Source organism: Alcanivorax sp., from assembly GCF_014762765.1.
In the GTDB taxonomy this organism is placed as follows: domain Bacteria; phylum Pseudomonadota; class Gammaproteobacteria; order Pseudomonadales; family Alcanivoracaceae; genus Alcanivorax.
Genome location: NZ_JABURH010000111.1, coordinates 32394 through 43907, shown reverse-complemented (window position 1 = coordinate 43907; position 11514 = coordinate 32394). Strand labels below are relative to the sequence as shown.

The 11514-nt window shown below is 60.6% G+C and carries 11 protein-coding genes; 7 read left to right on the top strand and 4 right to left on the bottom strand.

Translation table 11 applies throughout. The annotated features are described in order from the left end of the window. The first annotated feature begins 14 nt into the window (after window positions 1–14). From HUJ17_RS07040 to uca, 5 genes are all read left to right on the top strand, one after another. Window positions 15–833: an ABC transporter permease subunit gene (locus HUJ17_RS07040; RefSeq protein ID WP_290510040.1), complete on the top strand. Its 819-nt coding sequence runs from the start codon at window positions 15–17 to the stop codon at window positions 831–833. A gap of 13 nt (window positions 834–846) precedes the next feature. Then, on the top strand, window positions 847–1638 hold the full coding sequence (locus tag HUJ17_RS07035; RefSeq protein WP_290510027.1) for an ABC transporter ATP-binding protein: 792 nt from the start codon (window positions 847–849) through the stop codon (window positions 1636–1638). A 10-nt stretch (window positions 1639–1648) separates the two neighbouring features. Beyond that, window positions 1649–2365, top strand: coding sequence for an urea amidolyase associated protein UAAP1 (locus tag HUJ17_RS07030; RefSeq protein WP_290510026.1), 717 nt, complete (start codon window positions 1649–1651; stop codon window positions 2363–2365). Window positions 2366–2423: 58 nt separating this feature from the next. Then, window positions 2424–3065 (top strand): urea amidolyase associated protein UAAP2, encoded by a 642-nt coding sequence (locus tag HUJ17_RS07025; RefSeq protein ID WP_290510025.1) that lies wholly within the window; start codon window positions 2424–2426, stop codon window positions 3063–3065. Between the two features lie 85 nt (window positions 3066–3150). Further along, window positions 3151–6741 carry an urea carboxylase gene (uca, locus tag HUJ17_RS07020; RefSeq protein ID WP_290510039.1) on the top strand — a complete coding sequence of 1197 codons (3591 nt, stop codon included), beginning with the start codon at window positions 3151–3153 and terminating at the stop codon, window positions 6739–6741. A 93-nt stretch (window positions 6742–6834) separates the two neighbouring features. Here the strand turns inward: uca and HUJ17_RS07015 are convergent, their stop codons facing one another. The 4 genes from HUJ17_RS07015 to HUJ17_RS07000 form a co-directional block, all read right to left on the bottom strand. Further along, window positions 6835–7683 (bottom strand): alpha/beta fold hydrolase, encoded by an 849-nt coding sequence (locus HUJ17_RS07015; RefSeq protein WP_290510024.1) that lies wholly within the window; start codon window positions 7681–7683, stop codon window positions 6835–6837. Beyond that, window positions 7670–7861, bottom strand: coding sequence for a DUF1272 domain-containing protein (locus HUJ17_RS07010; protein WP_290510023.1), 192 nt, complete (start codon window positions 7859–7861; stop codon window positions 7670–7672). The genes HUJ17_RS07015 and HUJ17_RS07010 overlap by 14 nt, the downstream gene beginning before the upstream one ends. A 9-nt stretch (window positions 7862–7870) precedes the next feature. Beyond that, window positions 7871–8050 carry a hypothetical protein gene (locus HUJ17_RS07005; protein WP_290510022.1) on the bottom strand — a complete coding sequence of 60 codons (180 nt, stop codon included), beginning with the start codon at window positions 8048–8050 and terminating at the stop codon, window positions 7871–7873. 132 nt (window positions 8051–8182) lie between these two features. Next, complete coding sequence (locus HUJ17_RS07000) at window positions 8183–8569, bottom strand: hypothetical protein (protein ID WP_290510021.1); 387 nt, start codon at window positions 8567–8569, stop codon at window positions 8183–8185. 140 nt (window positions 8570–8709) lie between these two features. Between HUJ17_RS07000 and HUJ17_RS06995 the strand changes: the two genes are divergently transcribed. Next, on the top strand, window positions 8710–9495 hold the full coding sequence (locus HUJ17_RS06995) for a helix-turn-helix transcriptional regulator (RefSeq protein WP_290510020.1): 786 nt from the start codon (window positions 8710–8712) through the stop codon (window positions 9493–9495). 64 nt (window positions 9496–9559) lie between these two features. Further along, window positions 9560–11514: RNA polymerase-associated protein RapA (gene rapA / locus HUJ17_RS06990; protein ID WP_290510019.1), on the top strand; the 1955-nt coding region annotated here is incomplete at its 3' end.

The window sequence follows — 11514 nt, the reverse complement described above, 5'->3', positions numbered from 1 at the left end:
CACCGGGAATTGCCATGAAAAAACTGATCAACCGTCAACCGGGACGTGTCGGTGCCTGGGCACTGGGCCTGCTGCCCTTCGTGCTGCTGCTGATTGTCTACATGGTCGCCTCCGATGCGCGCCTGACGGAAAACCCCAACGACAAATTGCTGCCGGCACTGGGCAGTTTTGTGGATGCCATCCAGCGCATGGCATTCGAGCCCAGCAAGCGCAGCGGCGACTATCTGTTGCTGAACGACACCCTGGCCAGCCTGCAACGGCTTGGCATCGGCGTGACCATCAGTGCGCTGGTTGCCCTGGTGGTGGGGATCGGCAACGGCACCATTCCCTATATCCGCTCTACCCTGTCACCGCTGGTGACCGGCCTGTCACTGGTACCGCCCATGGCGATCCTGCCGGTGCTGTTCATTATTTTCGGCCTGGGAGAACTGGCCAAGGTAATGCTGATCATCATCGGCATTACCCCCTTTCTGATTCGTGACCTGCAGCAACGGGCGCTGGAAATTCCGGAAGAGCAGATCATCAAACTGCAGACCCTGGGCGCCAATACCTGGCAGATCATTACCCGCCTGGTCTGGCCGCAACTGATGCCGCGATTGATCGGTGCCGTGCGGTTGTCATTGGGACCGGCCTGGCTGTTTCTGATCGCCGCCGAGGCCATCGCCGCCACCGAAGGGCTGGGTTATCGCATCTTCCTGGTACGGCGCTATCTGGCCATGGATGTGATTCTGCCCTACGTGGTGTGGATCACCCTGTTGGCCTTTGCCATCGACTTTCTTCTGCGTCGCTACTCGCAATGGCGCTACCCCTGGTTCCATCAACAGGCTCATTGAGGGAGAGATAACGATGGCTATCATCGAAATGAAAAACCTGTGGAAGGAATACGGCGACCAGGTGGTGCTGGAACGGCTCAACGCCACCGTGGAAGAAGGCGAATTCGTCACCGTTGTCGGCGCCTCCGGTTGCGGCAAGACCACCTTCCTGAAACTGTTGCTGGGCACCGAACAGGCCAGCCGTGGCGAGCTGCTGCTGGATGGCCAACCCCTGCCCGGCGAACCGGACGACAGCCGCGGCATCGTCTTTCAACGCTATTCGGTACTCAGCCACCTCACCGCGGTGGAAAACGTGATGCTCGGTGGCGAACTGCAACACAACCGATGGCTGGGCTTCAGTTTCGGCAAACGCCGCAAGCAACTACAGAAAGAGGCCCTGACCATGCTGGAAAACGTGGGCCTCAGCCACGCCGTGGACAAATACCCCCATGAGCTCTCCGGCGGCATGCAACAACGGCTGGCCCTGGCCCAGGCGCTGATCAAGAAACCCCGCATCCTGCTGCTGGATGAACCCTTCGGCGCCCTGGACCCGGGCATTCGTGCCGACATGCACAAGCTGGTGCTGTCGCTATGGAAAGAACAGCGACTCACCGTGTTCATGATCACCCATGACATCAACGAGGGCTTTTACCTGGGCACCCGGCTATGGGTATTCGACAAGCCCCGCCTGGACCCGCAGGCCCCCGGTGCCTATGGCGCCCGGGTGACCTACGACCTGCCCGTGGGCGACTGCGAAACCGGCACCCTGACAAGTATTAATCGAAGCGTGGGCAATACCAGCCGCGCCCTCAATGACACCCTGTAAGGAGCGCATGATGAGCGACAGTCTTTACACCACCACCCTGCCCGGCAGCGCCCACTGGTCGTTGCGGGTTCGCCGTGGCATGCAACTGCGATTTACCGACCTGGAAGGTGGCGCCAACCTGTCCTTGCTGATGTACAACCCGGAAGACCTGCTGGAACGCTACAACGCCCCGGACACGCTCAAGGGCCAGCACACCTTCAAGCTGACCCGGGGCAACTGTCTGTACTCGGATATGGGACGGGTGTTTGCCTCCATGGTCGACGATGATTTCGGCTGGCACGACACCGTCTGTGGCACGCTCAGCGAGCAAAGCCTGAAGAAAAAATATCAGGTTCGCTCCTACCAGGACTGTCACAACCAGTGGACCCTGAGTGGCGAGCACAGCTTCCTCACAGAGCTGGCCAAGTATGGCCTGGGCGAGCGGGATCTGGCCGCCAACCTGAATCTTTTTTCCCGGGTTATTACTGACGATGACGGCAAGCTGATCTTCGATGCCAGCGCCGCCCGCGCCGGCGCCAGCGTCACCCTGCGCTTCGAGATGGACACCCTGGTGATCCTGCACACCTGTCCGCACCCGCTGAACCCGGCAGCAGACTATCCGATGAAACCGGTACAGGTGGAGATGCTCAAAGCCGCCCCCCTGAGCGACGACGATTACTGCAAACACTTCCGCCCGGAAAACGCCCGCGCCTTCGAAAACAATCGTCTGTACCACCTGGGCTTGTAACCCGCTCCTGTAGGAGCGCCTCTCGAGGCGCGATAACCAAGGCAAGAAAGGATCCACCATGATCAAGGAAAGCCATCGACAACCGGAACAGGCCAGCCTCCGCGAAGTGGTCGCCGCCGGGGATTACTTCATTCATACGGTAAAAAAAGGCCAGACCGTTCGCCTGCTCGATCTGGAAGGCAACCAGGCCGCCGACACCCTGTTCTACAGCGCCGAGGATTCCGCCGAGCGCTACAGCGCTATGGACACCATCCGCGAGCAGGGCAATGTGTACCTCACGGCCGGTACGATGCTGATGAGCAACCGTATGAACCCATTGCTGGAAATTGTCGCCGACACCTGTGGTCGTCACGACACTCTCGGCGGCGCCTGCGCCACGGAAAGCAACACGGTGCGCTATGACCTGGAAAAGCGCTGCATGCACGCCTGCCGGGATAGCTGGATGCTGGCCGTCAACCAGCATCCGGAGTTTCAGCTGGGCAAACGGGACATCACCCATAACATCAACTTCTTCATGAATGTGCCGGTCACCGCCGACGGGGGCCTCACCTTTGAGGATGGTATTTCCGCCCCGGGAAAATATGTAGAACTGACCGCCTGCATGGATGTGGTGATGCTGATATCCAACTGCCCGCAGCTCAACAACCCCTGCAACGGCTACAACCCCACACCCATTGAAGTGTTGATCTGGAACCACTGATTGATCCGCACTTCCCCGGGGACGACCCCGGCGGCCAGAGAATGCCATGACGGGACGACCCGTCAGCCGTCAAAGAGACACCGTCATGTTCAACAAAGTGTTGATTGCCAACCGCGGCGCCATTGCCACCCGTGTGATTTCCACCCTGAAAAAGCTCGGCGTTACCGCCGTGGCCGTCTATGCCGAAGCGGACCGGGATTCCCTGCATGTGACACAGGCCGACGAGGCTTACTGTCTGGGTGAAGGCAGTGCCCGCGACACCTATCTGAATCAGGATGCCCTGTTTGCCCTGATGGAACAGCACAGCATCGAGGCGGTGCACCCGGGCTATGGGTTTCTCAGTGAGAACCCGGATTTTGTGAAGGGCTGCGAAGCCCGTGGCATAGCCTTCATCGGCCCGACACCGCAACAGATGGACACCTTCGGCCTGAAACATACCGCTCGTGCTCTGGCGGAAAACACCGGCGTTCCCCTTCTCCCCGGTACCGACCTTCTCACCAACAAGGAGGCGGCCCTGACAGCGGCAGACCAGGTCGGCTACCCGGTGATGCTGAAAAGTACCGCCGGCGGTGGCGGCATCGGCATGCAGATCTGTGAAAGCGCCGCCAGCCTGGACAAGGCCTGGGATACCGTGCGCCGATTGAGCGCCAACAACTTTTCCAACGATGGCGTATTTATCGAAAAATATATCGCCCGCGCCCGCCATATCGAAGTGCAGGTTTTCGGTGATGGCCAGGGCCATGCGATCACCCTCGGCGAGCGCGACTGTTCCGCCCAGCGTCGCCACCAGAAAGTGCTGGAAGAAACCCCCGCACCCAACTTGCCCGACGCGGTTCGCAGCGAACTGCAGGCCACCGCCAAAACACTGATGGAAGCAGTCCGCTACCGTAACGCCGGCACCGTGGAATTCATTCTCGACCAGGACAGCAACGCCTTTTATTTTCTGGAAGTGAATACCCGCTTGCAGGTAGAGCACGGCGTCACCGAACAGGTTTATGGCGTGGATCTGGTGGAGTGGATGCTGAAACTGGCCGCCGGTGAGTTGCCCCCGCTGGACAGCCTGGCCGCCAACCTGACCGTCTGTGGTCACGCCATCCAGGCGCGGCTTTATGCGGAAGATCCCAACAAGGATTTCCAGCCCAGCGCCGGCCTGCTTACCGCTGTCACCTTTCCCCAGGCCGACGGCCAGGCCCTGCGTATTGATCACTGGATCGAAGCCGGGCTCACCATTTCGCCCCTGTTCGACCCCATGCTGGCCAAGGTGATTGTTCATGAAGCCAGCCGCGACGCAGCGCTGGCCGCACTGGACAAGAATCTGGAAGAAATCTGTATCGAAGGCATCGAAAGCAATCGTGATTACCTGCGCAGCATTCTTGCCGACCCGGTGTTTGCCGACGGCCAGATGACCACCCGCTACCTGAACGACTTCAGCTACCAGCCGTTCACTCTGGACGTGCTGGCCGGCGGCACCCTGACCACGGTGCAGGACTACCCCGGGCGCAGTGGTTACTGGCCGGTGGGCGTACCGCCGTCCGGTCCTTTCGATGCCCTGAGTTTTCGCCTGGGCAATCGTCTGCTGGGCAACGAGGAAAAGGCGGCGGGGCTGGAGTTCACGCTCAACGGCCCTGCCCTGAAATTTAATCAGGCCACCCGCATCGCCCTCACCGGGGCAGACATGCAGGCGACGCTCGATGGCAACCCGGTTCCCGGTTATACCGTCATTGCCATACAGCCGGGCCAGACCCTGAAGCTGGGCAAGGTGGCCGGCGAAGGAGCCCGTGCCTACCTTGCCATTGCCGGCGGCATTCAGTGTACGCCGTATCTGGGATCGCGCAGCACCTTCACCCTGGGCCAGTTCGGCGGCCACGGTGGCCGCGCCCTGCGTACCGGGGATGTGCTGCATTTCTCCCCCGACAACGGCACCGTCAGCAATCTTGTGGTGCCGGAGAACCTGAAACCCTCATTGGGCAAACAGTGGACCCTGCGGGTGATCTACGGCCCCCACGGTGCGCCGGACTTCTTTACCGACGACGACATGACCATGTTCTTCAGCACGGACTGGCAGGTGCACTACAACTCCAGCCGTACCGGTGTGCGCCTGGTGGGCCCAAAGCCCGGTTGGGCGCGCAGCGACGGCGGTGAGGCCGGCATGCACCCGTCCAACATCCATGACAACGCCTACGCCGTGGGCACGGTGGATTTCACCGGTGACATGCCGGTAATCCTGGGCCCGGACGGTCCCTCTCTGGGCGGCTTTGTCTGCCCGGCCACGGTCGTTCTTGCTGACCGCTGGAAACTGGGTCAGCTAAAGGCCGGCGACACCTTGCGCTTTGAGGCTATCAGCCTGGCCGATGCGGATGCCCTGGCCGCAGAACAGGACGCCTGTGTGACGGCCCTGAGCCCACCGCAACAACAGGTCAGCCCGACCGCTATCACCACCCCGATTCTCAACCGCCTGAGCGAAAGCGATGCCGGTGTAGAGGTGGTCTACCGGGCCGCTGGCGACCGTTACCTGCTGGTGGAATACGGCCCCCTGGTGCTGGACCTGCGCTTGCGTTTCCGTGCCCATGCACTGATGTTGTGGCTGCAGGAACAACAGCTCGATGGCGTCATCGAACTGACTCCGGGCATTCGCTCCCTGCAGATTCATTTCGATCCCCAGCAACTGCCCCGTACAGAACTGCTGGAAACACTGGCCCAGGCAGAACATGCCCTGCAACAGCAGGACGATCTGGAAGTACCCTCGCGCATCGTACATATCCCGTTAAGCTGGGATGACGAGGCCTGCCATCAGGCCATCGAGAAATACATGCAGTCGGTGCGCAAGGATGCGCCCTGGTGTCCGTCCAATCTGGAATTTATTCGCCGCATCAACGGCCTCGACAGCATTGATGACGTCAAGGAGATTCTCTTTAGCGCCAGCTACGTGGTGATGGGGCTGGGTGATGTGTATCTGGGTGCCCCGGTGGCAACCCCTTACGACCCTCGCCACCGGCTGGTGACCACCAAGTACAACCCGGCCCGCACCTGGACCGCAGAAAACTCCGTGGGCATCGGTGGCGCCTACCTGTGCGTGTATGGCATGGAAGGCCCTGGCGGTTACCAGTTTGTCGGCCGCACCCTGCAGATGTGGAACCGTTACCGGCAGACCGAGGCGTTTGATCAGCCCTGGCTGCTGCGCTTCTTCGATCAGATTCGTTTCTATGAAGTGAGCCACGAGGAGCTCAATCAGATTCGCCGGGATTTCCCCAAGGGCCAGTACCCGATCCGTATCGAAGAGACCACCTTCAGCCAGAAGGATTATCAGCAGTTTCTGGATGACCACCAGCAAGACATCACCACCTTCACCAACGCCCGCAACCAGGCCTTTGATGAAGAACTGCAACGCTGGGTGGCCAGCGGCCAGATCAACTTCCAGTCCGAGCAGGATCTGGATGCGGACAACCGCGCCGAGTCGGTTGCAGGCACCGCGGTGGAATCGCCGGTGGCTGGCAGTATCTGGAAATTGCATGTGGCCGAAGGCGATACGGTGAAGGAAGGCGATGTGGTGGCGGTGCTGGAATCCATGAAAATGGAGATCGAAATCAGCGCCCCGCAAAGCGGCAAGGTGGTTGCCATCACCCGCCAGGAAGGTCAGCAGATCAATGCCGGCCAGGCGATCATGGTGCTGGACTGAACCGACAGGAACAAGGCTGGGGGCCAGCCGTGGTGCCTCTCACCCTCTCCCCTCAAGGGAGAGGGGAGCTTCCAGCCAGGCCTTTGGGCTTTTTCAGAGGTTATCCAACCAGGTCGCTATGGTCTGCGTGACCGCTTCAGGTTTGCGCGCCCAGCGGAAGTGGTCCGCCTGATCACCCAGCACCTGGGTATTGAGGACCCGATGTTCCACCTCGGCCTGAATGAATTTGTCGCTGACCGCATGAACCGATTCCCTAGGCGCAAACGCATCATCCTGCATGCGCAGACACAGCACCGGACCGGTATAGGCGGCGATGCCACTATCCAGATCCTCACTCAAACCACTGGCCTGATAGCGATTGGTGTTCGCCACGGCCAGCCAGTCTGTCATCAGAGTACGGGCTTCCCGACCACCAAAGCCCAGTTGTTTACCGGGGTAATAACCCAGCAACGCACAGGCGGGAGGAATCAGTTTGCAGAGGATTTTTAACTGGCGGGCGGTTTTGCCGCTGAAGCCGCCCACCCAGGGGCTGCCGCAGGCCGCCAGAATCACCCCGTCTACCTGCGTCGGATACAACCCCGCCACCATGGCGGCGTAATGCCCGCCCAGGGAATGCCCCATCAGGTAGACCGGCTGATCCGGTGCGGTTGTCTTCAGCCATTCCAGCGCGGCGGGGATTTCGTCCACCAACGGCTCGCGGAAACCCCAGTCACAGCGGCGTGATGCCTGCCAGGCACTATCCCCGTGGCCACGCTGTTCCAGCAGGGCCACATTGATCCCCTTCTCCTGTAGTGCCGAGGCCAGCGGCTGATAGAACCGTGCGCCCATACCCAGCGCGGCCATCATAACTACCGTAGCGGTGGCGGACTCGGCGGCAAACCATTGCAGAGGAAGTGAATAACCGGCACCAGCGGGAAGAGAGACGGATTCAGCCGCCTTCATTGCTGGCCTCCTGGCGACGGGGGCGGCGCACCAGTTCCCCCTGGCAATTGGGACAACGGCTGCCATGAACGGTGCAACAATCCACGCAGTAAGTGCATTCGTAGGAACAGATGTAGGCTTCTGCGCGGGCCGGCAAGGGGCGCTGGCAGGTCTCGCACTGTGTTTTCATTTTCAGCATGGAAGCATCCTAGTGAGCCTTCACTTTCTGTTTGCCGCAGCGTTCGCAGCGGTACACCGTCACCAGCTTTCCCTGCTTCACATCGAACTGCTTGTCCTTGCACACCACCCATTTATGAAAGCCATGCTGGCACATGCCTTTGCGCGGGGTTTTCTTTTCCGGTTTTTTGAACGGCAGAATATCGGCCATGACCACAGTACATTGTCGCAATGATCCACCGAGGATAGCGTAATTTTTCGTTCCACGCGTCAACAGCCCATGGCGAGAGAAATCTCTTCCCTGCCCAACAAGCCGGGGCCCTTGCCAGGCCCCGGCAGGGGCTCAGGCAAGTTGCTGACGTTGCAGGCCCCGCCACTGGCATAGCGCACAGAACGCCACCAGTAACGCCACATCCAGCAGCAGGATCTGCCCCCAGAAAGACAGCCAGGGAGCGGCCAAAATCATGACCACCGGGGTAGCCACCACCCAGGCAGCATCCGCTGTAGTGATCATTTTCGCCAGCAGCGGGGAGATCGGCTTGCGGGTAGCCACCCATGCCACATCCGCGGCAAACAGCAGCAACCCGGCGCCAAGCACCATCAGGATCAGCGGATTGAACTCACCCATCAGCGCCGCCACGGCACTGGGGGAAAACAGCAGAATCACTCCCAAAATGGTAGAACACAGGGCATTGAACAGCAGAGCAGATTTAAGAGACGTCCAAGGCATGATGCACCTCCGATTTGATTAAGTGGTACATTCAGATTCCCCTGATCAGGGAAGAGGAACAATTACCTCAGAGGTAATGGTGAAGCCGGCAGCGCCCCTCCATGCTTAACCGCTGTTAACCGCCTCTCAAGGAGCCCTCCATGCAGACCGGACAGATACTCGCCGAACTTCGCAAGACACGGCGCCTGAGCCAGCTGGATCTGGCTCTGCGTGCGGACGTTTCCAGTCGACATCTGAGTTTTATCGAGACCGGCCGTAGCCAGGCCAGCTCGCAGATGCTCAAACGTCTGGCCATGGAGCTGGAGTTGAGCTGCCGGGACACCAATCGGCTGCTGCTGTCCGCCGGTTATGCCCCAGCCTTCAGTGAAACCGATCTGGACAGCGAGTCCATGGCACCGGTGCGCCAGGCGCTGGAGGTCATGCTGGTCAATCACAATCCTTTCCCTGCCGTGGTGCTGGATGCCCAGTGGAATGTGTTGATGGCCAATCAGGCACAGCAACAGCTGATGGCCATGATGATGCAGGAGCGTGGCCCCTTCCCGCAGACCACCAATGTGGTGGAGCTGGTGTTTCACCCCCGGGGTTACCGGCCTTTCCTGGCCAACTGGGAAGAAGTGGCAAGCTTTCTGTTACGGCGCCTGCATCGGGACCAGCAAGCCCGTCCGACCCCGGCGCTGACCCGCCTGCTGGAACGCCTCGGAGCACTGGCGGATGTGGAGCCCCTGCTCCACCGGGACCCGCCGAGCGACCGCAACGAGCCCATGCTGGCTCTGGATATCCACCTGGCCGGGCAACGCCTGCGCAGTTTCTCTACCCTGGCCAGTTTCGGCACCGCTCTGGATGTGGTGATGGAAGAGCTGTGTATCGAGCACTTTTTCCCCGCCGATGACGCCACCCGCCGCTGGTTTCGCAAGCAGATTCAATAAGCCCATCGAAGGGGCAGGCGCAAACCCGTATAATTCGCCCCCCGAGAATCAACCGGCAGTGATAATGACTGATTTTACCCCCGGCCAGCGCTGGCTAAGCGAATCCGAAACCGAACTGGGCCTCGGCATCATCAAGGAATTGGATTACCGTCTGGTCACCGTGGGCTACCCGGCGGTAGAAGAGGAGCGCACCTACGCCATCAACAATGCGCCCCTGTCGCGGGTCATCTTCAGCATCGGCGATACCATCCGCACCGCCGACGAACTGGAGCTGGTGGTGACCGAGGTCAACGAGCTCAACGGCCTCAAGGTCTACATGGCTCACCCTCTGAGCCAGCCGGAAGATATACAGCCGGTGCCGGAAACCCATCTGGGCCACAAACTGCGCCTGACCACGGCGCTGGATCGGCTGCTCTCCAACCAGCTGTCCTCCAACCGCTGGTTCGAACTGCGTGTGGATGCGCTGAACGCTCACTGCCAGCAACAGCAGTCCACCATCAAGGGACTGCGTGGCCCGCGCATCGACCTGATCGGCCACCAGCTCTACATCGCCGACCAGGTGGCCAATCGCTTTGCTCCCCGGGTACTGCTCGCCGACGAAGTGGGCCTGGGCAAGACCATTGAGGCCGGCCTGATTCTCCACCAGCAATTGCTCAGCGGCCGCGCCAAGCGGGTGCTGGTGGTGGTGCCCTCACCGCTCGTGCACCAGTGGTTTGTGGAAATGGTGCGTCGTTTCAATCTGCACTTTTCCATTTTCGATGCAGAACGGCTCAATGCTCTGCAGCCGCAAACCAGTATCAAGGATATGCTGGCGCAGATTATCGAAGAGGAAAAAGCGGCAGCGGAAAGCGAGAACGAGGATAACGCAGAGGATGCGCAGGAAACCTGGGACAACCCCTTCCTCAGTGAACAGCTGATCCTGTGCAGCACCGATTTTCTTGCCGAGTGCGATATTGATCAGCTCGCGGCAGCGGACTGGGATCTGCTGGTGGTGGACGAAGCCCACCATCTGGAATGGGCGCCAGACGCCCCCAGCGACGATTACCAGCGAGTAGAGACCATTGCCCGCCAGGCCCGTGGCCTGCTGCTGCTCACCGCCACCCCGGAACAGCTTGGCCTGGAAAGCCACTACGCGCGCCTGCGCCTGCTGGACCCGGATCGCTACCCGAGCCTGGATGCCTTCCGCGAAGAACAGTCCCACTACCAGGAAATCGCCAGCCTGGCCGGCAAGCTCCATGACGAGGACAGCTGGTCTGCGGACCTGAAATCCGAGGCGGCCCGCCTGCTGCCGGACATGACCATCAGTGAAGACCAGCGTGAGGCGATCCTGGCCGAGTTGCTGGACCGCTCCGGCCCCGGCCGGGTGATGTTCCGCAACACCCGTCATAACATTGCCGGCTTCCCGAGCCGCCACGTGCACGGCATTCCGTTACCGCTGCCGGAGGAATACCAGTACGACAGCGACGAGGAACGGGAAGGCCATCTGCACCCGGAAACCCTGTTCCACGACGACCGCTGGTGCACCCTGGACCCTCGGGTCAGTTGGCTGGAAAAGTTCTTCAAGGAACACCGTAAAGACAAGGTGCTGGTGATCTGTGCCAACCGCCATACCGCCACCGATCTGCATGCCCACTGCAACTACAAGCTGGGCATGAACGTGGCCATGTTCCATGAGGACATGGACCTGATCGAGCGGGACCGGGCTGCCGCCTTCTTCGCCGATGATGTGGATGGTGCCCAGGCGCTGATCTGTTCCGAGATCGGCTCCGAAGGCCGTAACTTCCAGTTTGCCCACCATTTGGTGCTGCTGGATCTGCCGCTGAACCCGGACCTGCTGGAGCAGCGCATCGGCCGCCTGGACCGTATCGGCCAGACCGAAGACATCCAGATCCATGTGCCCTACTTCGAGGCCCACGCCCAGGAAGTGCTGTTCCGTTGGTACCACGAAGGCATGAACGCCTTCGAGCACACCAACCCGGCCGGCCACGACATCTACCTGCGCAGTCGCGATGCCCTGGA

Coding starts and splice junctions, on each gene's coding strand:
- HUJ17_RS07040 (WP_290510040.1), top strand. CDS start 15: ATGAAAAAACTGATCAACCGTCAACCGGGACGTGTCGGTGCCTGGGCA.
- HUJ17_RS07035 (WP_290510027.1), top strand. CDS start 847: ATGGCTATCATCGAAATGAAAAACCTGTGGAAGGAATACGGCGACCAG.
- HUJ17_RS07000 (WP_290510021.1), bottom strand. CDS start 8,569: ATGCCTTGGACGTCTCTTAAATCTGCTCTGCTGTTCAATGCCCTGTGT.
- HUJ17_RS06995 (WP_290510020.1), top strand. CDS start 8,710: ATGCAGACCGGACAGATACTCGCCGAACTTCGCAAGACACGGCGCCTG.
- HUJ17_RS07005 (WP_290510022.1), bottom strand. CDS start 8,050: ATGGCCGATATTCTGCCGTTCAAAAAACCGGAAAAGAAAACCCCGCGC.
- HUJ17_RS07015 (WP_290510024.1), bottom strand. CDS start 7,683: ATGAAGGCGGCTGAATCCGTCTCTCTTCCCGCTGGTGCCGGTTATTCA.
- HUJ17_RS07025 (WP_290510025.1), top strand. CDS start 2,424: ATGATCAAGGAAAGCCATCGACAACCGGAACAGGCCAGCCTCCGCGAA.
- uca (WP_290510039.1), top strand. CDS start 3,151: ATGTTCAACAAAGTGTTGATTGCCAACCGCGGCGCCATTGCCACCCGT.
- HUJ17_RS07010 (WP_290510023.1), bottom strand. CDS start 7,861: ATGCTGAAAATGAAAACACAGTGCGAGACCTGCCAGCGCCCCTTGCCG.
- HUJ17_RS07030 (WP_290510026.1), top strand. CDS start 1,649: ATGAGCGACAGTCTTTACACCACCACCCTGCCCGGCAGCGCCCACTGG.